Raw genomic sequence first — 24,000 nt, 5'->3', positions numbered from 1 at the left:
AATGGTATCTAACCAATATTGGCAGATTTTACTGTTTTTATAATACGACCGGCAATTTTGTATGGATCACCATTTGACGCAGGGCGCCTATCTTCTAACCAGCCTTTCCATCCTTTTTCTACTGTAATAATAGGAATACGAATAGAGGCTCCTCTATCTGAGACACCATAACTAAAATCATCAATAGAAGCTGTTTCATGCAAACCAGTAAGGCGTTGGTCATTAAACTCTCCGTAGACCGCAATATGTTCTTTTGTTACTGGTCTAAAGGCTTCACAAATTTTTTCATAAACCTCTTTACTTCCGCAAGTTCTTAATGTAGTATTTGAAAAATTGGCGTGCATTCCAGAACCATTCCAATCACCTTTTACTGGTTTTGGGTGGTACTCAATATAATAACCATATTTTTCTGTTAAACGATCTAAAAGATAACGCGCAATCCAAATTTCGTCACCAGCTATTTTTGCTCCTTTTGCAAACAACTGAAATTCCCACTGCCCAGATGCTACTTCTTGGTTAATACCTTCGAAGTTTAATCCTGCCGCAATGCATAAGTCTGCATGCTCTTCAACAAAATCACGTCCATGTGTGTTTCTTCCACCTACAGAGCAATAATACATACCTTGTGGTCCAGGATATCCTCCAATAGGGAAACCTAGTGGTAATTGCGTATGTGTATCCATGATAAAGTATTCTTGCTCAAACCCAAACCAAAAGTCATTATCTTCATCTTCTATTGTAGCTCTGGCATTAGATTCGTGTGCTGTTCCGTCTGCGTTTAAAACTTCTGTCATTACCAAGTAACCATTTTCTCTAGCTGGGTCTGGATAAATAGCAACAGGCTTTAATAAACAATCTGAAGATCCTCCTTCAGCTTGTCGGGTAGAACTGCCATCAAAAGACCAGATTGGACAGTCTTCTAGTTTTCCGCTAAAGTTATCTTCAACCTTAGTTTTGCTTCTCATGTTTTGAGTTGGCTTATAGCCATCTAACCAAATGTATTCTAACTTAGATTTGCTCATGCTTATTAATTTTTTTAAAAATTGAAAGCACAAATATTGTAATTTTTATGTTTTGGTCAAAAAAAAGAGGGTTATTTTAGATAAAATGTTATTAACAACTGTTGATACCCTATTTTTTTTAGGGGTATATTGTATATGTTTTCAAATATTAGTTATTTTTGCCCTAATAAAATTAATAAACAGTAATAATATGTCTACTTTAAGATTTCATGCATTAAAGGAAGTATTTAATCATCGACCAATTCAAATTAAGGAACAGGCAAGACGATCTGAAATTTTTGGGTCTAATGTGTTTAACGAGTCTACGATGCGTCAATATTTAACTAGAGAAGCATTTGAAAGTGTTATGGATGCTGTTAGTAACGGTTCTAAAATCGATAGAAGAATTGCCGATCATATTTCAACAGGTATGAAAGAATGGGCGATTTCCAAAGGTGCTACACATTATACACATTGGTTTCAGCCCTTAACTGGTGCCACTGCAGAAAAGCATGATGCATTTTTTGAAACAATTGGTAATGGCCTTTCAATCGAGAAATTTGAGGGCGGGCAACTTGTACAGCAAGAACCAGATGCTTCGAGTTTTCCTAATGGAGGTATTAGGAATACATTCGAAGCTCGAGGTTATACGGCTTGGGATCCTACGTCTCCGGCATTTATTTATGGAACGACATTATGTATACCAACCGTTTTTGTGTCCTATACAGGAGAGGCTCTGGATTATAAAACACCATTATTAAGAGCATTGCAGGCAGTAGATTCGGCTGCGGTTGCTGTTTGTAAATATTTTGATAAAAATGTAAAAAAAGTAAATGCTTCTTTAGGATGGGAACAGGAGTATTTCTTGATAGATAGTGGTTTAGCTATGTCTCGACCTGATATTGTGCTCACTGGTAGAACCTTATTAGGACACTCTCCAGCTAAGGGACAGCAACTAGATGATCACTACTTTGGTACAATACCAAATAGAGCGATGGCCTATATGCGTGATTTAGAAACCGAATGTATGTTACTTGGTATTCCTGTAAAGACAAGGCATAACGAAGTGGCTCCTAACCAGTTTGAATTAGCACCAATTTACGATGAAGCTAACTTGGCTGTTGATCATAATTCTTTATTAATGGATGTTATGGAGAAGATTGCTGAACGACATAATTTTAAAGTGCTTTTTCATGAAAAACCATTTGCTGGAGTTAATGGCTCTGGTAAACATAATAATTGGAGTTTAGGAACAAATACAGGTGTGAACTTGCTAAGTCCAGGAAAGACCCCAATGAGTAATCTTCAATTTTTGACATTTTTTATTAATACAATTAAAGCGGTTCACGACAATGAAGAATTATTAAGAGCGGCAATTGCTTCGGCAAGTAACGATCATCGTTTAGGGGCTAATGAGGCACCGCCAGCGATTATGTCTGTATTTATTGGAGCACAGTTAACAAAGGTGCTTGACGAGTTAGAAAATGTAACCAATGGGAAACTTTCTCCTGAAGAAAAGACCGATTTAAAATTAAATGTTGTTGGAAAGATTCCAGATGTGTTGCTAGACAATACAGATAGGAACCGAACCTCTCCTTTTGCATTTACTGGTAATAAATTCGAATTTAGAGCTGTAGGTTCTACAGCTAACTGTGCTAATCCGATGACCGTTTTAAATACTATTGTTGCCAGACAGTTAATTAATTTTAAAGATGAGGTCGATGCACTTATTTCTAAGAAGGACATGAAGAAAGATGACGCTATTTTTAATGTGCTGAGAGAGTATATTAAAACATCGAAACCAATTCTATTTGAAGGCAATGGCTATGGTGAGGCATGGGAGAAAGAGGCTAAAAAACGAGGACTTAGCAATAACAAAACGACTCCAGAAGCTTTAAAGGCGAAAGTATCGCAAAAGGCCATTCGCCTTTTTGAAGAATTAGGCGTAATGAATAGTGTAGAGACGGAAGCACGCTATGAAATTGAAATGGAAGAATATGTGCTTCGAATTCAAATTGAAGGAAGGATATTGGGCGATATTGCCAGAAATCATGTGGTGCCAACAGCCGTTCGTTACCAAAACATTTTGATTGATAATGTAAAAGGACTTAAGGAGATTTATGGTGCGTCTTTTAAAAAGTTGGCAAAAGAACAACTGAATTTAATTGAAGATATATCTAGTCATATAGAAGGTATTAACTCTAAAGTCACAAAAATGACAGAGGAAAGGAGGAAAGCCAATGCTATCGAAAACTTAGAAAATAAGGCTCATGCTTATTGCAATAAAGTGAAACCTCTTTTTGATGATATTAGATATCATTGCGATAAGTTAGAATTGCTTGTTGATGACGAACTTTGGCCGTTGACGAAGTATAGAGAGTTGTTATTTACAAAATAAAAGTGTTTCTAAAAGCCCTGTTTATTGAGGTTTTTAGCGCTAAATGGATGAAATTTAGGCTTATCTGTACGTAGTCTTACGTATATACAATCCCTAATTAATGTATTTCACCCCATAATTTTATCAACTAGTCGAAAATATAGTTAAAGCTATATAAACACTAACATAATTGGTTAAGTTTGTAATGCTATTAATCAATTTTTTGTAAAAATGAAAAAGTTACTACTAAGCGTAGCTGCACTCATGTTTGCTACCTTGTTGTTTTCTCAGGACGACTCTAACGACGTTAAAGATGACCTAACTCAGGACAGCGTTGTAAAGACCGAAGCGAGATTTCAAGCAGAATCGTAAATGATTTCTGATGCTTACAAAAATTAGTTGGCATAGTTTTCATTGCCAGTTAAAAAGACAAATGAATTTTATAAATCCATTTGTCTTTTTTTATATAGGACAGTTAATTTTCTTAAAAATGTAAGTCATTGATAATTAATTTTTTATATTGCCAGCCGCCTTACCAAATCTTTTGAACCTAAAATCACTTTGTTATTGGTTTAGTTTAACCAAAACAAAATTTGATGATAGCACAACAAATTCGTTTCAATTTACTAATCTTAGTAGTTTGTTTAATTGGATGTCAGTCGGTAGCTCAGGAGTTATCCGAAACACCAAAGGAACCCAAAACCAAATTTTACGAAATAAGAGGAACTAATGCCTTCGATGTGGCTTTAGGAACTTCTGTAATCAATGGAGATTTCATTGATCCTATGTTCGAGATTTATAGTCATTTTGGTTACAAGCGACATCTAACCCCACATTTAGCAATAGATTTTGGGTATCATAAGTTTAATTTGGCATATATCGATCTTTTTAATGAAGGTTTTATGTCTTTTGATCTTAATCTAGAACTATTGTTAATACCACATGAGCGATTTTCACCATTTATTTTCGCAGGTGCAGGTTATAATGCGTCCAATCATTTTAAGCAAACAGCTCCAAAAGTTCAAGGAGGAATAGGCTTGGAGTGCATTGTATCTAATCAATTTGCACTTAAATTATACACAGATTATAATTATGTGTCTAGCGATACACTCGATGGTTTAGAAGCTGGAGCATCTGATGATACGTACTTTAGAATTGCCTTTGGTATGAACTTCTATTTTGGTGGTGCGGAAAAGAAAGCTAAAATCTTGGAAGATTATTCAACCGAAATTGAATCAAATTCAATAACTGATGATAAAAATAGACCCAAATTGTAATTAACAATTCTTATTTTTGTGGCTCAAAATAATTAGATGAGCCAAGATATTAGTAAACGTTACGCGCAAAGAGGTGTTTCTGCCTCTAAAGAGGATGTGCATAATGCAATCAAGAATATAGATAAAGGATTGTTTCCTAAGGCATTTTGCAAAATTGTACCAGATTATTTGACGAATGACAATGACTATTGTCTAATCATGCATGCAGATGGAGCAGGAACTAAAAGTTCTTTAGCTTATATGTACTGGAAAGAAACAGGAGATTTATCGGTTTGGAAAGGTATTGCTCAAGATGCACTTATTATGAACATAGATGATTTGTTATGTGTTGGAGCTACAGATAATATAATGCTCTCTTCTACCATTGGTCGTAATAAAAACCGTATCCCTGGAGATGTTATTTCGGCAATTATTAATGGCACAGAAGAGCTTATTAAAGATTTAAAGACCTTTGGTGTAACTATACATTCTACGGGAGGTGAGACTGCCGATGTTGGTGATCTCGTAAGAACTATTATCGTCGACTCGACTGTTACGGCCCGAATGAAACGAAGCGAGGTTATCGACAATGCAAACATAAAGGAAGGTGATGTTATTGTTGGTTTAGAAAGTTTCGGTCAAGCTACTTATGAAAGTGAATATAATGGAGGTATGGGAAGTAATGGATTAACTTCTGCGCGACATGATGTGTTTCATAAGTATTTGGCAGAAAAATACCCCGAAAGTTTTGATGCGTCTGTTCCTGAAGATCTAGTGTATTCGGGACAAACAAAGCTAACTGATTCTGTTGAAAATTCGCCATTAGATGCAGGTAAGTTAGTGCTGTCACCAACACGTACATATGCTCCAATTATAAAAGCTATACTTTCAAAGTTTTCTTCGGAAACGTTACATGGTATGGTGCACTGCTCTGGAGGAGCGCAAACTAAGATTCTCCATTTTGTTGAGAATTTGCATATCATTAAGGATAATATGTTCGAGATACCTCCATTGTTTAAACTTATTCAAGAACAATCCAAAACAGATTGGAAGGAGATGTATCAAGTGTTTAATTGTGGTCATCGCATGGAGTTATACGTTACACCGGAAATAGCAGAAGATATAATTGCTATTTCAAAATCGTTTAATGTTAATGCTCAAATTATCGGTCACGTGGAATCTTCTGCAGAAAAGAAACTTACAATAAAAAGCTCTTATGGTGTTTTTGAATACTAAATAAAGCCCTTTATTAAAAGTAGAAAAGAAACCGTTAAGAAGCCGTCAAACAAAAAGATAACAGTAAAAAATTTCATATTAGAAACACCACGTATTCTATAAAAACGTAAACGTTGTCTTACCTTTCTATCGCTAATTAGAAACCATAGCACGAAAACCAAAAATAGTTTTGTTGATAGCGCTAAGATAAGCTCAGGGTTAATTATAGTAATTCCAAGCGTTACGATAAATGACCATAATGCCATTGATTTGTAATAGTTTAATATAGATTTGACTTGCTTTTGCATGTTGATATAACGTCAAAACATATGAGATTATTTTTCATTTGAGTAACAAGTTTTTCACTATGATGAATTCATAAATTATCGTATTTTTGAAACACAATTTTAGAAGATAAATGTTAGAGAAATTACAAATAGTAAAACAGCGTTTTGATGAGGTGAGTGATTTAATCATTCAGCCCGATATAATTACAGATCAAAAGCGTTATGTTCAGCTTAATAAGGAGTATAAAGATTTGCGCGTTCTTATGGATAAGCGCGAGTTGTATATAGAATTGACCAATAATTTAAACGAAGCAGAAGAAATTATTGCGGATGGTAGTGATGCCGAAATGGTTGAAATGGCTAAAATGCAATACGATGAAGCTAAGGAAGGTATTCCTAAGCTCGAAGAAGATATTCGATTTTTGCTTATACCAAAAGATCCAGATGACATGAAAAATGTTGTTGTTGAGGTAAGGGCAGGAACTGGAGGAGATGAGGCGAGTATCTTTGCAGGAGATTTATTTAGAATGTATACCAAGTACTGTGAAGGTAAGGGGTGGAATGTTAGTGTTGTAGACTTAAATGAAGGTACTGCTGGAGGTTATAAAGAAATTATTTTTGAAGTTTCTGGTGAAGATGTTTATGGAACTTTGAAATTTGAAGCTGGTGTACATCGTGTGCAGCGGGTTCCGCAAACTGAAACGCAAGGGCGTGTGCATACTAGTGCTGCCACTGTAATGGTGTTGCCTGAGGCTGAAGAATTCGATGTAGAACTCGATATGACTGAAGTTAGAATTGAACGTACAACTTCAACTGGACCAGGAGGTCAATCTGTAAATACAACATATTCGGCAATTAAGTTGCACCATGAACCTACAGGAATGATTGTAAGTTGTCAAGATCAAAAGTCATCTCACAAAAACTTGGAAAAGGCTTTAAAAGTACTACGTTCACGCTTATATGAGAAAGAATTGGCTAAGAAACAAGCAGCCGATTCTGAAAAACGTAAAAGTATGGTAAGCTCTGGTGATAGAAGTGCAAAGATTAGAACATACAATTACCCGCAAGGACGAGTTACCGATCACAGAATTGGATTAACGCTATATGACCTACAGAATATAATTAATGGCGATATTCAGAAATTAATTGATGAATTAATGCTGGCGGATAATACAGAAAAGTTAAAAGCTAGTGATGAACATATATAAACTTTAAGCCTCTATTTTGGAGGCTTTTTTAATGAGTAAATGAACATATTAATTATTATGGGGCCTCCTTATTCGGGAAAAGGGACCCAGTGTGAATTTTTAAAAGACATTTTAAATTACAAGCATATTTCTACTGGAGATGTTTGTAGAAAAGAAACATCAAATAAAACCGAAATAGGTCTCTTGTTGTCTAAGTACGAAGAAAATGGCGATTTAGTTCCGGATAGTACAATGAAAACATTATTTGGTATGACGCTTGATGAAAATTTGAATGAAAAAGGTATTATTTTGGATGGATATCCAAGAACAATTCCTCAAGTAGATGACCTTTTAGAGCTAATAAAAGAAAGAAATCTAAATGTTGAAAAGGTGCTTCATATTGAAGTTCCTAAGGAAGAGTTGCTTGTTAGAGCAAAAAAAAGGGCAGCTACTTCTAATCGTAAAGATGACAAAGATGAGCATACACATGTGAAGCGAATTGAAGTTTTTGAAAACGAAACCAAACCTGCAATAAACTATCTGGCCACTTTAATGAGTGTTGATACATTTGATGGTTTAGGGACAATAGCGTCTATTACGAATAATATAAAGTCTAGTTTAATAAATTAATAAAAATTGACAACAGAACAACTTACAAACCAAATCAAAAAAAAGAACTCTTTTCTATGTATTGGATTAGATGTAGACTTAGATAAAATTCCGAAACATTTGTTGGCAGAAGATGACCCTATTTTTGCATTTAATAAAGCCATTATAGATGCAACACATCACTTGTGTGTAGCCTACAAACCAAATACTGCGTTTTATGAGGCTTACGGACTTAAAGGATGGAGGGCTCTTGAAAAAACAATAGAATATCTCAATGAGAATTATTCTGAAATTTTCACAATAGCCGATGCTAAACGAGGCGATATAGGGAATACTAGTACAATGTACGCTAAAGCATTTTTTGAGGATTTAGCGTTCGATAGTGTTACTGTGGCACCTTATATGGGAAAGGATTCTGTAGAACCTTTTTTGGCATTTGATAATAAGCACACCATTCTTTTAGCATTAACCTCTAATAAAGGAGCATTTGATTTTCAAACGAAAACCATTGAAGGGAAAGAACTCTATAAAGAGGTTCTGGAGACATCTAAAACTTGGAGTAATTCGGAAAATCTAATGTATGTTGTTGGTGCTACTAAGGCAGAGTTTTTGGCAGATATTCGACAGATTATCCCTAATAACTTCTTGTTGGTTCCAGGTGTTGGGGCTCAAGGCGGAAATTTGCAAGAGGTATGTAAATACGGGATGAATGACTCTGTAGGTTTACTGATCAATTCGTCACGCGGTATTATATATGCATCACAAAGTGATGATTTTGCTCAAGCTGCTGCTCAAAAAGCGAAAGCGTTACAGCTGCAAATGGAGGTCATAATTAACCATTAATCATCTCTCGTAGTAAGTATTGAAGTTGTTATTGTAATATGAAATACCTCGACCAACTACAACGTACTATAGAGCTTAAAAAGACGCCTAAGCGTATAGTCTCTTTAGTGCCTTCTCAAACCGAATTATTGGTAGATTTAGGTTTGGAATCTTTTATTGTGGGTGTAACTAAATTTTGTGTACATCCTTCCGATCTGAGACAAAAAACAAATGTCGTTGGAGGTACAAAAAAAGTGAATTACGATAAAATCATAGCATTACATCCCGATATCATTCTTTGTAATAAAGAAGAAAATACGAAAGATATGATATCAGAACTCAAAAGTATTGCACCAGTTCATATTAGCGATATATATAATATAGAAGATGCATTAGAACTTATTAATATGTATGGCAAATTGTTCTCAGTAGAGGAGAAATCGGCGATTATAACTCAAAACATTGTAAGCGCTAAAAATGATTTTTCAAAATATACTGAAAACAGACCTAAGTTAAAAGTAGCCTATTTTATTTGGAAAGATCCGTGGATGGTTGCGGCGCAAGAGACCTTTATTGATGAGATGATTTCTCTAAATGGTTTCGAAAATTATTTTGAAAATTTAAAACGTTATCCTGAGATCGATATAGAAGCTCTTGATGATAGCTTAGACGCCGTTTTATTGTCTAGTGAGCCTTTTCCTTTCAATGAAAGTCATGTGGCATCATTGGCTCAAAAGCTTAAGAATACCAAAATTATAGTAGTTGATGGAGAATATTTTTCTTGGTATGGTTCAAGGTTGCAAAATGCATTTGACTATTTTAAAAAGCTACATCAAGATCTTTAGTGTTTGCTTTTTTCAAATTGAGAATGCGTTGTTTTAATTTATGTGCTTCGTATAATAAGATATCACTTAGGCTCATATCAGTATATTCTAAGTTGTAGGCTTCTTCCATAAAACGAACATATTTCTCCTCTAATTCTTTTAAGCTAAATACCTTATTTATCTCTGGTCTTATTTTTCCAACTTTGCAAAATTGTGAATTCATGATAACGTGTTTTTAATCTATATACGAGTAAAAAACTGCATTTAGATGAAAGTTGAGCGTTAAGAAAATGTGAAATTAATTTTGAAGCGCTAATGATAAATCTCTATTCAAATACTTGAGTTTGTTTATCTTGTGTAGGAGTTTGATTGCTTTAAATTCTGAAATATCACTCAAGGCAGAATCTGTTTGACGAAAATTATAGGCTTGCTCAATAAGCGACTTGTAACGAGCTAGCAGCAAGTTATGGTTGTCTATAATTTTTTGCGTGTACTCCATCACGAGGGAATTTGTAATTAAATTTAGATAAAATATTGTAATTCAACACTATAATTTTTGAAAATGTTAATAAAAAAAATCGACCTGAAGTTTAATGGTCGATTTTTAACTAATATTCTAATTCGTAATGAATAAGGAAATGTAATCTTACTAACTGATACAAATATGGTCCATATTTTTTATTTTTATGTTATGTTAATATTAGCTTTATATTAAAACTGATTTAATAGATTTATAATAAACACATCATAATGAGACATATTCTACTTTCGTTTGCGTTGCTTTTTTCTTCTTTAGTTTTTGCTCAAAAAGACACCTGTAATTGTTGTACTGAAAATCATGAGGCTTTCGACTTTTGGATAGGAGAGTGGACGGTTACTAATCCAGATGGTAGTCCTGCCGGCGAAAATTCTATTCAGAAAATTCAAGACAATTGTATTTTGTTAGAACGATGGACTAGCGCCAAAGGAGGCTATACAGGAACAAGCCAGAATTTTTACAACCTTAAAACCAAACAATGGGAACAGTTGTGGATAGATAATCAGGGCGGTCACCTAAAACTGAAAGGTAACAGAAAAGGAAATCAAATGATCATGCGTACAGATGACCAGATCAATAAAGAAGGTAAATCCTTCTACCATCAGATTACCTGGACAAAAAATGATGATGGATCCGTTCGACAACTATGGGAAACATACACCGAAGGTAAAACTGTTACTATTGCCTTTGACGGGCTCTATAAAATGAAAAGTAAAAAGTAATGTATCGCTTAATCTTGAAGTGCAAATACTTTTTTCAATAGGTCTGTAGTTCGAGAGGATACCTTGTTTCTAATCTCTTTTTCCTCTACAGCAATCATAGTATATACACCTTTTAAAGCTTCTCCTGTTACATAATCTGTAAGGTCGGGGTTAACGTTATTTGTAAACGGTATAGCGTTGTATTTGTTGATGAGGTTCTCCCAAATTTGATCTGCTCCAACCTTAGAAAATGAGTTGTTGATAACAGGTTTGAATTTGTTGTAAAGTGCTGTTTGAGTTTTTGAAGTTAAATATTGTGTTGCAGCATCATCGTTTCCTAGCAAAATATTTTTCGCATCATTAAATGTAATGCCTTTTACAGCATCTATAAATATTGGTGTAGCTTCACTTACCGCATCTTCTGCTGCTCTGTTGAGAACTTTTAAGCCCTCGTCGGCTAAATTTCCTAAGCCAATATCGCGTAAACCTTTGTCGACTTTTTGCAATTCTTCAGGTAATAAAATCTTTACTAATTCATTTCTAAAGAAACCATCCTTTTGAGTTAGTTTGCTCACTTGCTTGTCAATACCTAAGTCAAGTGCTTGCCGTAATCCTGAAGCAATATCAGCATTACTTAACACACCTCCACCTTGAGGAAGACTATTAACAACATCTTGAAGTTCAGCACAAGCTGTAAGATTAAACACTAAAACAAAAGCTAAAAATTTACGAATCATGGGTTTGGGATTTTATATATTTAACAAATATAGATATTTTACTTATGAGAAGCTTTCAAATTTTATGCCTAATAACAACGTTTTTGTTTTTTAATTGTAAAAAGAAAGAGGTTGAAACTATAGGCGCCAGAGATTTTAAGCAATATATTACGGTTTTGGGAATTGCGCAAGATGCAGGTTTTCCACAAATTGATTGTGAAAAGGCGTGTTGCATGTCCTTTTATGAGGAGAAAGAATCTAAGAAAATGGTGTCTTGCTTGGGTCTAGTTGATTTAGAAGCTAAAAAGAAGTGGTTATTCGATGCCACTCCAGATATGCCAGAGCAAATTCAAATTTTAAAAACAAAACACCTTGATAATAATAATGTTATTGATGGTGTTTTTTTAACACATGCTCATATAGGACATTATACAGGGTTAATGCATTTTGGTTTTGAGGCTTTAGGTGGAGATGATATTCCTATTTATGCTATGCCTAGGATGAAAACATTTTTAGAAACAAATGGCCCTTGGAGTCAATTAGTTAGTTTTAATAATATCAAATTGAATGGGCTTCAAAAAGACTCTACAGTTAATATTAGTAGTTCGTTAAAGATTACACCATTGCAAGTGCCACATCGTGATGAATTTTCTGAAACAGTTGGATACAAGGTTAAAGGACCTCATAAATCGGCATTGTTTATTCCAGATATTGATAAATGGCATCTTTGGGAAAGAGATATTATTGAAGAGGTTAAGCGCGTCGATTATGCTTTTATTGATGCCTCTTTCTTTCGAGATGGAGAGTTGAAACGAGATATGAGTAAAATTCCACATCCGTTTACGACAGAAACTACCACCTTGTTTCAGAACGAATCTTTAGAAACCAAGCGAAAAATCTATTTTATTCATTTTAATCACACAAATCCTACGCTAAAAGATACGCATCCACTAAAAGACAGTATTCAAAATTTAGGATTTAATTTTGCTAAAGAGGGAGCGGAATTCGAATTGTAATTAGAAAAGTTCGAATAATTCGTATAAAATACTATTTTAGCACAATAGTTGTTAATATAAAGGGAGTTATAAAAGCAAATGAATGAATTTTAATAAATTTCTTTTACTATTATTTTGTGTCGGATTGTCGTTTTCTGGTTATAGTCAAATTCGTTTTTCTGAAACAATACAAGTATCTAAATCTGCAACAGATACAAAGGCATCACTTTTTTTTATAGACTTTTGGGCAACATGGTGTGGTCCCTGTGTCTATGCGTCTGAATATTTGGGAGTATTGCAGAAACAGTATCCGGATCGCTTTTATGTCATCTCACTAAGCGAAGAAAACCCAGAGGTTGTTAAGCGATTTTTAAAAAGAAAGCCAACAGATCTGGCTATATCAATAGATTATAAAGGAGAAACTTTTAGAGATAATAACATTAGAATATTGCCATATGGGCTTCTTATTGATGCTAATGGAAAAATCTTGTGGAAAGGAAGTCCTACCGATTTTAAAAAATCCGATTTAGAACGTTTTTTAAGACAAAATGTAAAGCAAAAATCAATAGATAAGGTTTTTAAAGTACAAGAAATAAAAGAGCAGACAGCAAAAGCAGATTATATCCCAACATCTGATTTTGAAATTAAATCACTTAAAAACGAAACCTACGAAACTCTGGTTAGACGTGTTAAAGGGGAGTACGTTCATTACAAAGGAGATTTGAAAAGCATCATAGCTAGAGAATATAAAATCTTAAATAGCCAGATTAACTTGACTCCAGAATTGAATAGAACCTATGAGGTTTATATTAAAAAAGGAACAAATGCTACATTCCAAATTTTGGAAGAATTGAAATTAGATTTATTTCATACGGAGGCTACAGGAGATGTACTAATGCTAGATTTGTCTAATATTAAATATTGGGATGTTCATCAAATTGATTGGGGGAAACATACAGCGAAGTACTTAATAGACGATACGCAAATCCAGGCCGATAATGTAACGTTTAATGATGTGATGTTTCAGTTGGCTTCAGTGCTCGATCTGCCTATTGTAACCAAAGGAGCAAATGCAGACGAGTTGAACCATGATTGGCAAATACATCATAGGTTTTATAATCTTATGCAGAGTGATATGGAAGATACCTATGGTATTAAAGTCAATAAAGAGAAAGGTAATTATAAAGTTTATACCATAAGAAAAAAGACACCTTAAAGGTGTCTTTTTTTTATATTATCCAATATTATAAAATAACGATTAGTTATTTAGAACTCTAAATTCTGTACGTCTGTTTCTCTGGTGTTCAGAATCAGAACAATCAACATCATTAGAACAACGGTTTGTTAATCTAGATTCACCATATCCCTTTGCAGATAAACGGCTTCTAGAGATGCCTTTAGATACTAAATAGTTTACAACAGAGTTAGCACGTTGTTGCGATAAAGACATATTGTAATCATCATTACCTCTAGCATCTGTATGAGCCATAATTTCAATACTTACTGGCTTATCATTTAAGATAGGTAATAAAGTTTCATCAATAGTTCTTTTAGATGCAGGTGTTAAACGAGCACTCGCTGTTTCATAAAAAATAGGAATAACAGTTGGGTTTAATAATTCACATTCAACTTCTTCCCATGTAGTAATTCCTCCTTTTTGATCAAGAATAGTTCTTGTTACAGTTTCTGTTCTTGCAGGAATAGTGTTACTTCTAGTGCTAGCAGGAACATCAACAACTTGACGTGTAATAGTTTTGTACTCAGCAGGAATTTCTATTTTGTCCATTCTTGCTGGCGTTTTGATAACACGTTTTTTGTAAGACGTCATTTGCTCAGATACTGGTACAGCATTAGTGCTTGCATCTGTTGCCAATGTTGTGAATGGAACATCTCTGTTAGTTGCAGGATACTCTACAAAACATGCAGCCACACAGTCATCTTTGTTTACTGAAGGACAATCTTCAAGAATTTTGTACTCCCATCCTGAAGTTGCAGGATAAGTTTCAAAAGTTCTAGAATCTCTACCAAATGAAGCAGGTACAACTTTTAAATCTGTACGTCCTTCTTTTCTTACGTAAGAAACATCTACGGTTTCATATGTTGCCGGAGTGTAAACATATTTTTCTGTAGCTTCTTTAACTAATACTGTTTCTTCTACAGTTTTATATGTTGCAGGAACAACTTCTAAAGTTGTGTATGCAGGATAAACTTGTAAAGTTTCAGTAACTTCTTTGAATGTATCTTTAGTAATACATTTAACATAACATTTACCAGGTTCTGGATTTGACGGAAGCCCTTGAGCTTGCACATAACCTACACTTGCAATCAAGCATAGGAATAAAAATAATTTTTGTTTCATAAAATTAAAATTAGTTAATGGTTATAGATAATATTTTGAATCAATACAGTTTGTTTGACCATTTGTTAGACACCTAATTTTTCGATAGGTCACTTTGTAGTAGTTTTTAGTGAACATGAGGTTTTCTTAAAATTTTGCGAATACATATTGATTTTAAGATAGTTAATTGTAAAATTAATAAAAATTTAACATTATATTAAAAAATATCATAATTTTTTAATATAAAAAATCTTACAAATATTTTTAATAGTGATACTAAGGAGTTGCTTTTTTTTCTATTAAAGAATTCTAATTAATAAGGCGCTTCTTTTGAAAATTCCGTAAATTTGTGTCTTTAAAACATCATAATTTTACGAATGAAGCAAGTCGCACCATATAATCCAAAGTATAAAGTAAGAATTGTAACTGCAGCCTCTCTTTTTGATGGTCATGATGCATCTATTAATATCATGCGTCGAATTATCCAGTCAACAGGTGTTGAGGTTATTCACTTAGGACATGACCGAAGCGTTGAAGAGGTTGTAAATACGGCAATACAAGAAGATGTTAATGCTATATGCTTAACGTCATATCAAGGTGGTCATAATGAGTACTTCAAATACATGTATGACCTATTAAAGGAAAAAGGTGCTGGTCATATTAAAATCTTCGGCGGCGGTGGCGGCGTTATTTTGCCTTCTGAAATTAAAGATCTTATGGACTATGGTATTGCGAGAATTTATTCTCCTGATGATGGCCGTGAGATGGGCTTACAAGGAATGATTAACGACTTAGTAGAGCAATCTGATTTTGCCATTGGAGATGCGCTTAATGGGGAATTGGAAAGCCTTCCAAACAAAAACCCTAAAGCTATTGCTCGCGTTATTTCGTCGGCAGAGAATTTCCCAGACGTTGCCAAAACGACTTTGGATGAAATTCATACAAAAAATAAAAATTCAAAAACACCTGTACTAGGTATTACAGGAACAGGAGGTGCAGGAAAATCAAGTTTGGTTGATGAACTTGTAAGACGTTTTCTAATAGATTTTCCTAAAAAAACGATTGGTATCGTTTCTGTAGATCCTTCAAAACGTAAGACAGGAGGTGCACTTTTAGGTGATAGAATTCGAATGAATGCCATTAACTCTCCTAGAGTATATATGCGTAGTTTAGCGACACGCCAATCTAATTTGGCACTATCCAAATATGTTAATGAGGCTGTTGAAGTATTAAAGGCAGCAGAATTTGACTTAATTATTTTAGAAACATCTGGTATTGGACAATCTGATACCGAAATTATCGAACATAGTGACGTTTCTTTATATGTGATGACACCCGAATTTGGAGCGGCTACACAGCTAGAGAAAATTGATATGCTAGATTTTGCCGATTTGGTTGCTATCAATAAATTTGACAAGCGAGGCTCTTTGGATGCTTTGCGAGATGTTAAAAAACAATACATGCGTAATAACAATCTTTGGGATACGCCGCAAGATGAATTGCCTGTGTTTGGAACTATTGCATCACAATTTAACGATCCAGGAATGAATACGCTTTACAAAGCGATAATGGATAAAATTGTAGAAAAAACAGATACCGACTTAAAATCAACTTTTCATATTTCAAACGAAATGAGTGAAAAGATTTTTGTGATCCCTCCGTCTCGAACACGCTACTTGTCTGAAATAGCCGAAAATAATCGTGCTTATGATAAAACAGCTAACGAACAGGTGGAAGTGGCTCAAAAGCTCTATGGAATCTATAAAACCTTAGAGTCGGTTATTGGAGAGAAACCAGAATTAGACAAGGCAGGTATTGATTCAGCGTCTTTAACGTCTAACGAGAATAAAGATTTTATAAAGTTGCTTGTTGGAGAATTTGATAGAGTAAAACTTAATTTAGATCCTTATAATTGGGAAGTAATTACAGGTTGGGATGAGAAAGTTAATAAGTACAAAAACCCAATATATTCATTTAAAGTTCGTGATAAGGAAATAAAAATTGAAACGCATACAGAGTCTTTGTCGCATACGCAAATTCCTAAAGTGGCTTTGCCTAAATATCAGGCTTGGGGCGATATTTTGCGATGGACATTGCAAGAAAATGTTCCTGGTGAGTTTCCATATACATCTGGATTATATCCTTTTAAAAGAACTGGCGAAGACCCTGCACGTATGTTTGCAGGAGAAGGTGGACCAGAACGAACAAACCGTCGTTTTCATTACGTAAGTATGGGATTACCTGCTAAACGTTTATCTACCGCCTTTGATAGTGTAACATTATATGGAAATGACCCAGATCACAGACCAGATATCTATGGGAAAATAGGGAATGCAGGTGTGTCTATTTGCTGTTTGGATGATGCTAAGAAATTATATTCTGGTTTTAATCTAGCTGATGTTATGACATCGGTTAGTATGACAATTAATGGGCCAGCGCCTATGTTGCTTGGATTCTTTATGAACGCAGCTATCGATCAACAGTGCGAAATTTATATTAAAGAAAATGGTTTAGAAAAAGAAGTTCAAGGGAAAATAGCTAAACTTTATAAAGACAAAGAACGCCCAAAGTACAATGGTGAGTTGCCAGAAGGGAATGATGGTCTTGGATTAATGCTTCTTGGCGTTACAGGAGATCAGGTGTTGCCAGTTGATATTTATCAGGATATCAAGACAAAAACTATTGCCCAAGTAAGAGGGACTGTTCAAGCCGATATTTTAAAAGAAGATCAAGCACAAAATACTTGTATTTTTTCTACTGAATTTGCCTTGCGTTTAATGGGTGATGTTCAAGAGTATTTTATTGAGAACAATGTGCGTAATTTCTATTCGGTGTCTATTTCAGGATATCATATTGCTGAAGCTGGTGCTAATCCAATATCGCAATTGGCATTTACATTGGCTAACGGATTTACCTATGTTGAGTATTATTTATCGAGAGGAATGGATATCAATAAATTCGGACCCAATTTGTCCTTTTTCTTCTCAAACGGTATTGATCCAGAATATGCCGTTATTGGTCGCGTGGCTAGAAAAATATGGTCTAAAGCCATGAAACATAAGTATGGCGCTAACGCAAGAGCGCAAATGCTGAAATATCATATTCAAACATCTGGACGAAGTTTGCATGCTCAAGAAATTGATTTTAACGATATTCGTACAACGCTTCAAGCCTTATATGCCATTTATGATAATTGTAATTCATTACATACCAATGCTTATGATGAGGCGATTACAACACCTACAGAAGAATCGGTTAGACGAGCGATGGCAATTCAATTGATTATAAATAAGGAGTTAGGTTTGGCTAAAAATGAAAATCCAATTCAAGGGTCATTTATTATTGAAGAGTTGACAGATCTTGTTGAAGAAGCAGTGCTTCTTGAATTTGATCGTATTACAGAACGAGGAGGCGTGCTTGGTGCCATGGAAACAATGTATCAACGAAGCAAAATTCAAGAAGAGAGTTTGTATTATGAAACATTGAAACACAATGGACAGTTCCCAATTATTGGTGTTAATACTTTCTTGAGTTCTAAAGGTTCTCCAACGGTTATTCCTGCTGAGGTAATTAGGGCAACTGAGGAAGAAAAGCAATTTCAAATTAATACATTAGAACATCTTCATAGTGCTAACGATACCAAGACGTTGTTAAAAGACTTACAGCATAAAGCTATTAATAACGAAAATATTTTTGAAGCTTTAATGGACGTGTGTAAGGTGTGTTCATTAGGGGAAATTACTGCTTCTTTGTTTGAAGTAGGAGGACAATATAGAAGAAATATGTAATTAGAAATCTATCAAATATTAAAAAAGTCTCGAAGTTATTTCGGGATTTTTTTATATAAATAATTGATTTTAAATAGTGAAATCAGAGCTATATTTTCGTGTTGAACCTCATGTCGTTCTAAAATCTTTACTGCAAAATTCTAGAAGTTGATATCATAACATTCAAGAGTTTCAAAAATTTAAGGCAAAGAGAAAGTTCATTAAATTATTAAAGGCCGATTAAGTTTTAATATATTTAGTATTCCAAATAAAGATTAATGCTTTCAATAATAGAATATACTGTAACATCGATTGTTTGTATTATTACGGCAATAATTATTCAGAGAATATTTATAAAAGAACAGAAACGAGGCACCAGCAAAGAAGCTATTAATGGTATTAAGTGGTTTGGACTAGCGATTTTTGTATGGGGTTTAGGCGCAGTATTTAATAGCGTCTTTACTAGTGTTTTAGGTTGGTCTGCTAGTCATAAATTAATTATTTATTTTGGAGTTGTTATCTCGTTAGCTAATTCACTGTTTATCTTACTGTCTTTACCATCTATTGAACACAATGCTAAAAGAGGGATTATTGTGAGATTGATTGAGCGTTTTTCAACTAAAGAATTCATCTTACTTTATTCTGGTGTTCTAGGTATGATTACCTTTGTCTTTGTTGCGACATCTTATAATAATGAAACCATAAGTAATAATTTTATTTGGCTCATAGATATACCGATTTCAATTTTTGTAGCATTGTCATTGCTCTATGAATTGAATAAAGCGTTTAAGAGTAGGCAGATGAAGTTTATGTATTTACCAACATTCGCATTGTTTCTTCTTATTATAGTTGCAGTATCACATCGTATTATCCCTCAAGATCAAGTTGTACAAGTAATCGATCAACAGTTTTGGAGCGTTGTTGGGAGTATTACAGCCATTTCGTTTAAATTTCTCTTTATTTTATTGTTTTCAATTTTACTTTATAGTTGGAAATTTCTTTCTGAAAAAGAACAGCAGCAATCGATAGTTAACGAATTAACAGAACACAATAAGTCGTTACAACTTGACATAGAAAAGATCACATTAGCAAATGAAAGCCATTTAGATACCATTAAAAGCATGAAAAAAGAGTTGATTGGTCTGAGGGAATTGCATAAAATTGAGCTTTCTGATAGACAAAAGGAGGTCTTAGCTAATTTGGCTCTTGTAGGTCATCATAAATCTTATACAGAGATTGCTGAAGAGATGCATATTAGTGCAGATGGGTTTCAAACGCACATTCATCAAATAAAAAAGATGCTCAATATAAAGGGCAGTGAGGGTAAAGAGCAATTAATAGCTTATGCAAAAGAGCATAATTTTCTTCAGTTTGCTACCATAAAGTTTAATGAGTAAGTACATGGTTAACTAGTGCTAGACTAAAATTTCAGCACTACGTAACCATTCACTTTTTGAAGTTTCAATGCAATTTGCCAAAAACTTCATTCATGATACTTCTAGTTCAAAATCAATCATTAGACGAACAGATTAATACTCAATTTAGCAACGGAACACAATGGTTCGTTGATGCTATTCTTGCCGAAATACCAATTACTGAAACCGTTGGTATTCCGTGGGTGCTCATCATACTCATTTTAGGAGCAGGCTATTTTACATTGTACTATAGGTTTATAAATTTTAGAGCCTTCTTTACGGCCATTAAAGTTGTAAGAGGTAATTATGATGATTTAGAGGAGTCTGGGATCATTTCGGTTTCAGACTCAGTACGAACAGCAGATGGCGATCAACCAGATACAATTAGGGTTGAAGGGCATGGAGAAGGAGAAGTAAGTCATTTTCAGGCTTTAACTGCCGCAGTATCTGCAACTGTAGGTTTAGGGAATATCGCAGGAGTAGCCATTGCATTATCAATTGGTGGAGCTGGAGCGACGTTATGGATGGTTTTAGCAGGCTTGTTGGGCATGTCGTCTAAATTTGTAGAGTGCACACTTGGTGTCAAATACAGAGAAGTCGATAGCAACGGAACTGTTTATGGCGGCCCTATGTATTATCTTAAAAAAGGACTATCTGAAAAAGGACTTGCGAAATTGGGTAAATTCCTTGCGGTTGTTTTTGCCATTATGTGTATTGGTGGTTCCTTCGGCGGAGGAAATATGTTTCAAGTGAATCAGGCTTTTAAATTATTTGAATATGTAACAGGAGGAGAAACCAGTTTTTTATCTGGGAATGGTTGGGTTTTCGGACTCGTAATGGCCATATTTGTTGGTATAGTTATTATTGGAGGTATTAAAAAAATTGCGAAGGTTACAGATAAGGTTGTACCAGTAATGGTTGTGGTTTATATACTAGCCGTTTTAGTAATTCTAGGTATAAATTTTTCTAAGATCCCAGACGCATTTGTCGCAATTTGGGATGGAGCATTTAGTCCACAAGGTATTGGAGGCGGCTTTGTAGGTGTACTTATTCAAGGGTTTAAACGTGCAGCGTTTAGTAATGAAGCTGGTATTGGTAGTAGCTCTATTGCTCATAGTGCTGTAAAGACTAAACATCCGGCTAGCGAAGGATTAGTGGCTTTACTAGAACCTTTTATTGATACGGTTTTGGTATGCACAATGACCGCTCTTGTTTTGATAATTACAGGACAGGTCGATACCAGTGCAGAAATAAGTTTTGAGCAAGGTGTTATTTTAACAGCAACTGCTTTAGAAAGTGGTATTTCTTGGTTTCCCTACGTGCTAACTGTTGCAGTTATTTTATTTGCTTTTTCGTCTATGATATCTTGGTCTTATTATGGGTATCAATCGTGGAGCTTTCTCTTTGGAAGAGGAAAAAAAACAGAATATACATATAAGTTGTTGTTTTGCGTATTTACCGTAATTGGTGCAGCAGCAACATTAACCGCTGTCATAGATTTTAGCGATGCAATGGTATTTGCCATGCTAGTGCCAAATATGATAGGTCTATTTTTACTTCGCAAAAAGGTTGCAGCAGAATTATCAAAATATAAATCACTAATACAAGACAAATTAAAGAAAAGCGCTTAAAGTGTCATCATCCAACTGCGCTGCAAACGTTTAAACTTTTTAAGTTCACTTTGAAGTATTGGTAAATAGTCCCTACCATTACTATTACAGTGCTGTAGACGATTACAGTTGAGATGTAAACGGTGTGTTAGCCGCTCTATAGAAGCTAGATGCTTATGTTTTTTATCTGAGAAGCGCTCTGCTTGTGCCTTTTCTATTTCAGGAGCTAAAGATTCAGACTGCTGAATGATGTCTCCTGAGAAATAGATATCGGTATCTTCTGAACCATCTGGTCTCAAATATGATAAATCTTGATTAATGTACGTGGAAATGTTTCTTGATAATACAAGAATATCCATAGCCTTTTGATATATAGGCAGTTCTGATAAGTTCGATGGTAGGTTATAATTCATTTTTTCAATAGCAATGGTAACAAAATTAGTAACAAGTCATGACAATTCACTTTAATATTTAAAGTAAAATCGTATATTTGATTTAATTATTAACGTATATTTTTTAATTACTTTAAATGTATATAGACTCCTTAAATTGGAAGATTTTAAAATGCCTTCAACAAAATGCGAGGCAATCGAACACTCAAATTGGGAGGCAAGTTGGGATTAGCTCTCCTGCAGTGTCCGAGCGTATAAAAAAAATGGAAGATGCCGGGATTATTGAAAATTACAACGCCTTAGTTTCTCCTTTTGAAGTAGGTTATCAACTTAAGGCTTTGATTACATTACGAGCATTTATGGGTATGCTAAAGCCGTTTTTAGAGAAGGTTAAAACATATCAAGAAGTGATTAATTGTTATCGCATAACTGGTAATGAAAATATCGTAATGGAAGTTGTTTTAAAAAACCAAAAGCATCTCGAATCCTTTATTGATCAACTCATCGTTTATGGTGAAACCAAAACTCAAATTGTACTGTCTCATGTGGTAAAACACAATGAGGTAAAACCATTAAAATAAAAATATATATTTGTAATCATCTTAAAAAAAAAGCCCTTTTATGAAATTAATATGCAGCACATTATTTTGTTTGTTTTTATTTACTTTTTCTATTAATGCTCAAGTTACTATAGAACCACCTACTGAAGGAAAGAGCGTCATTTATTTCATGAGGACAAGCGGTGTTGGAGGACTATTAAATTTTAGATTTTTTGATAATACGACGTATTTAGGAAAGTTTAAAGGCGTAAATTATATGCGTTATGAGTGTGAGCCAGGAGAACATATGTTTTGGGTGAAAGCAGAAAACACAGATTATCTAGAAGCAAATCTTGAAGCTGGAAAAATTTACTTTGTTGAAGCAAATGGAGTTCCTGGATTAATGACTGTTGGTGTTAAGTATAAATTGGTAGATTACAGTCATAAAAGACAGTTTAAACGTATCCAAAAATTAATGGCAAAAAAAGAGCCTAAAGTGTTTACAGAAGAAGAATTGAAAACAGATCAAGAGAAGTTTAAATTAATCATTAAAGATGGTTTAGCCACTCTTGAAAGAAAACGAAACCGAGGTAAAAAACTAAAGCGCCTTGAAAAAGATAATAATTATAAAAACTAAATTCAGTTTTTAATTATCAAGTGCGGAACTTTATCAAGTTCCCAATCAATTACAAGACCTCCTGCTAGACTTTTAGCAATGTCTTTTCCATAGAGGTGTTCGCATAAATATAGTGCAGCTTCGAAAGATTTCGCACCTCCTGCCGATGTGATGTATTTGCCATCATGAACAAATAGTACATCTTTTCTTATATCTAATTCAGGAAAACGTTCGCGCATTGTATCTATATCGCTAGGGAATGTTGTTGATACAGCATTATCTAATAGTCCGGCCTGAGCCAAAACAAAAGCACCATCGCAATGCGACGTGATAAACTGTGCATCTTTGTCAATACGTTTCACAAAATCAATCATTACAGTATCCTCTAAATCACTATCTAAATGATGCTCAGCGCTTGGCACTACAAGAATATCTATTTTTGGTAAATCATCCTTGGTATAGTTGAAATCGGGTAAAATACGCATGCCTTCAAAAGTTACAATAGGCGCATTTGTATTTGCTACTGTGAATACATTCATAGGTTTAATACGATCTCTAAAAATAGTGTGTTGAAAAATATCAAAAGGCGCGGTTAATTCGGTATTATAAACACCATCCATTATTAAAAAAGCAACATTGTATCGGTTGGGTTCTAGCACAGGAACGTACTTTTCCGAATCTAAATCTTTGACTTTTGTTTGCTCATTTTTTACGTTTTTCTTGTCTTCGGAAATATTACAACTCACAAAAAAGAGCAATATCAAAATATAAATAGTGTGTTTCATAATTTAGAAT

General features: G+C 34.3%; 23 protein-coding genes. 16 read left to right on the top strand and 7 right to left on the bottom strand.

Annotated features, from left to right (window positions below; genetic code table 11):
• Positions 1–8: 8 nt before the first annotated feature.
• The gene (locus Q0893_RS16245; protein WP_299277618.1) at positions 9–1,022 is read right to left on the bottom strand and encodes a glutamine synthetase beta-grasp domain-containing protein; all 1,014 of its coding nucleotides are present in this window, start codon (positions 1,020–1,022) and stop codon (positions 9–11) included.
• 190 nt (positions 1,023–1,212) lie between these two features.
• Between Q0893_RS16245 and Q0893_RS16240 the strand changes: the two genes are divergently transcribed.
• The 8 genes from Q0893_RS16240 (at position 1,213) to Q0893_RS16205 (ending at position 9,599) form a co-directional block, all read left to right on the top strand.
• A complete protein-coding gene (locus Q0893_RS16240; RefSeq protein ID WP_299277614.1) occupies positions 1,213–3,399 on the top strand; it encodes a glutamine synthetase III in 2,187 nt (728 codons plus the stop codon).
• A gap of 210 nt (positions 3,400–3,609) precedes the next feature.
• Positions 3,610–3,750: a hypothetical protein gene (locus Q0893_RS16235; protein ID WP_298903753.1), complete on the top strand. Its 141-nt coding sequence runs from the start codon at positions 3,610–3,612 to the stop codon at positions 3,748–3,750.
• Positions 3,751–3,974: 224 nt separating this feature from the next.
• On the top strand, positions 3,975–4,655 hold the full coding sequence (locus Q0893_RS16230; protein ID WP_299277611.1) for a Curli production assembly/transport component CsgG: 681 nt from the start codon (positions 3,975–3,977) through the stop codon (positions 4,653–4,655).
• 36 nt (positions 4,656–4,691) lie between these two features.
• Positions 4,692–5,870 carry an AIR synthase related protein gene (locus tag Q0893_RS16225; RefSeq protein WP_299277608.1) on the top strand — a complete coding sequence of 393 codons (1,179 nt, stop codon included), beginning with the start codon at positions 4,692–4,694 and terminating at the stop codon, positions 5,868–5,870.
• Positions 5,871–6,267: 397 nt separating this feature from the next.
• Complete coding sequence (gene prfA / locus Q0893_RS16220) at positions 6,268–7,344, top strand: peptide chain release factor 1 (RefSeq protein WP_298903750.1); 1,077 nt, start codon at positions 6,268–6,270, stop codon at positions 7,342–7,344.
• 39 nt (positions 7,345–7,383) lie between these two features.
• The gene (locus Q0893_RS16215; protein ID WP_299277603.1) at positions 7,384–7,953 is read left to right on the top strand and encodes a nucleoside monophosphate kinase; all 570 of its coding nucleotides are present in this window, start codon (positions 7,384–7,386) and stop codon (positions 7,951–7,953) included.
• Between the two features lie 6 nt (positions 7,954–7,959).
• A complete protein-coding gene (gene pyrF, locus Q0893_RS16210; protein ID WP_298903748.1) occupies positions 7,960–8,775 on the top strand; it encodes an orotidine-5'-phosphate decarboxylase in 816 nt (271 codons plus the stop codon).
• Between the two features lie 38 nt (positions 8,776–8,813).
• A complete protein-coding gene (locus Q0893_RS16205) occupies positions 8,814–9,599 on the top strand; it encodes an ABC transporter substrate-binding protein (protein ID WP_299277598.1) in 786 nt (261 codons plus the stop codon).
• Here Q0893_RS16205 and Q0893_RS16200 read toward each other — a convergent pair.
• Both Q0893_RS16200 and Q0893_RS16195 read right to left on the bottom strand, forming a co-directional pair.
• Positions 9,574–9,801: a Lacal_2735 family protein gene (locus Q0893_RS16200; protein WP_298903746.1), complete on the bottom strand. Its 228-nt coding sequence runs from the start codon at positions 9,799–9,801 to the stop codon at positions 9,574–9,576. The genes Q0893_RS16205 and Q0893_RS16200 overlap by 26 nt on opposite strands.
• 75 nt (positions 9,802–9,876) lie before the next feature.
• Positions 9,877–10,077 (bottom strand): Lacal_2735 family protein, encoded by a 201-nt coding sequence (locus Q0893_RS16195; RefSeq protein ID WP_298903745.1) that lies wholly within the window; start codon positions 10,075–10,077, stop codon positions 9,877–9,879.
• A 251-nt stretch (positions 10,078–10,328) separates the two neighbouring features.
• Here Q0893_RS16195 and Q0893_RS16190 point away from each other — a divergent pair, with 251 nt between their 5' ends.
• Positions 10,329–10,838 carry a hypothetical protein gene (locus Q0893_RS16190; protein ID WP_299277595.1) on the top strand — a complete coding sequence of 170 codons (510 nt, stop codon included), beginning with the start codon at positions 10,329–10,331 and terminating at the stop codon, positions 10,836–10,838.
• A gap of 8 nt (positions 10,839–10,846) precedes the next feature.
• On the opposite strand, the gene Q0893_RS16185 is transcribed toward Q0893_RS16190, so the two are convergent.
• Positions 10,847–11,554, bottom strand: coding sequence for a DUF4197 domain-containing protein (locus Q0893_RS16185; RefSeq protein ID WP_298903743.1), 708 nt, complete (start codon positions 11,552–11,554; stop codon positions 10,847–10,849).
• A gap of 44 nt (positions 11,555–11,598) precedes the next feature.
• On the opposite strand from Q0893_RS16185, the gene Q0893_RS16180 reads away from it, so the two are divergent.
• Together Q0893_RS16180 and Q0893_RS16175 are read left to right on the top strand one after the other, a co-directional pair.
• A complete protein-coding gene (locus Q0893_RS16180) occupies positions 11,599–12,549 on the top strand; it encodes an MBL fold metallo-hydrolase (RefSeq protein ID WP_298903742.1) in 951 nt (316 codons plus the stop codon).
• 82 nt (positions 12,550–12,631) lie between these two features.
• Positions 12,632–13,744, top strand: a complete 1,113-nt coding sequence (locus Q0893_RS16175) for a TlpA disulfide reductase family protein (protein ID WP_298903741.1) — start codon at positions 12,632–12,634, stop codon at positions 13,742–13,744.
• A gap of 42 nt (positions 13,745–13,786) precedes the next feature.
• Here the strand turns inward: Q0893_RS16175 and Q0893_RS16170 are convergent, their stop codons facing one another.
• The gene (locus Q0893_RS16170) at positions 13,787–14,887 is read right to left on the bottom strand and encodes an OmpA family protein (RefSeq protein ID WP_298903740.1); all 1,101 of its coding nucleotides are present in this window, start codon (positions 14,885–14,887) and stop codon (positions 13,787–13,789) included.
• A gap of 356 nt (positions 14,888–15,243) precedes the next feature.
• Here Q0893_RS16170 and Q0893_RS16165 point away from each other — a divergent pair, with 356 nt between their 5' ends.
• The 3 genes from Q0893_RS16165 to Q0893_RS16155 all read left to right on the top strand — a co-directional run bounded on the left by Q0893_RS16165 (position 15,244) and on the right by Q0893_RS16155 (position 21,679).
• On the top strand, positions 15,244–18,654 hold the full coding sequence (locus Q0893_RS16165; protein ID WP_298903739.1) for a methylmalonyl-CoA mutase family protein: 3,411 nt from the start codon (positions 15,244–15,246) through the stop codon (positions 18,652–18,654).
• A gap of 257 nt (positions 18,655–18,911) precedes the next feature.
• On the top strand, positions 18,912–20,030 hold the full coding sequence (locus tag Q0893_RS16160; RefSeq protein WP_299277588.1) for a hypothetical protein: 1,119 nt from the start codon (positions 18,912–18,914) through the stop codon (positions 20,028–20,030).
• A 92-nt stretch (positions 20,031–20,122) separates the two neighbouring features.
• Positions 20,123–21,679: a sodium:alanine symporter family protein gene (locus Q0893_RS16155; RefSeq protein WP_298903737.1), complete on the top strand. Its 1,557-nt coding sequence runs from the start codon at positions 20,123–20,125 to the stop codon at positions 21,677–21,679.
• Here the strand turns inward: Q0893_RS16155 and Q0893_RS16150 are convergent.
• On the bottom strand, positions 21,676–22,071 hold the full coding sequence (locus tag Q0893_RS16150; RefSeq protein WP_298903736.1) for a hypothetical protein: 396 nt from the start codon (positions 22,069–22,071) through the stop codon (positions 21,676–21,678). The two genes, Q0893_RS16155 and Q0893_RS16150, sit on opposite strands and share 4 nt — an antisense overlap.
• 116 nt (positions 22,072–22,187) lie before the next feature.
• Here Q0893_RS16150 and Q0893_RS16145 point away from each other — a divergent pair, with 116 nt between their 5' ends.
• Both Q0893_RS16145 and Q0893_RS16140 read left to right on the top strand, forming a co-directional pair.
• Complete coding sequence (locus Q0893_RS16145; RefSeq protein ID WP_298903735.1) at positions 22,188–22,631, top strand: Lrp/AsnC family transcriptional regulator; 444 nt, start codon at positions 22,188–22,190, stop codon at positions 22,629–22,631.
• Between the two features lie 40 nt (positions 22,632–22,671).
• The gene (locus tag Q0893_RS16140) at positions 22,672–23,226 is read left to right on the top strand and encodes a hypothetical protein (protein WP_298903734.1); all 555 of its coding nucleotides are present in this window, start codon (positions 22,672–22,674) and stop codon (positions 23,224–23,226) included.
• Between the two features lie 2 nt (positions 23,227–23,228).
• Here the strand turns inward: Q0893_RS16140 and Q0893_RS16135 are convergent, their stop codons facing one another.
• Positions 23,229–23,990: a DJ-1/PfpI family protein gene (locus tag Q0893_RS16135; RefSeq protein ID WP_299277582.1), complete on the bottom strand. Its 762-nt coding sequence runs from the start codon at positions 23,988–23,990 to the stop codon at positions 23,229–23,231.
• Positions 23,991–24,000 lie beyond the last annotated feature (10 nt).

The sequence above is a fragment of the uncultured Psychroserpens sp. genome (genome assembly GCF_947494225.1).
In the GTDB taxonomy this organism is placed as follows: Bacteria; Bacteroidota; Bacteroidia; order Flavobacteriales; family Flavobacteriaceae; genus Psychroserpens.
This window is presented reverse-complemented; position numbering and strand designations above follow the sequence as displayed.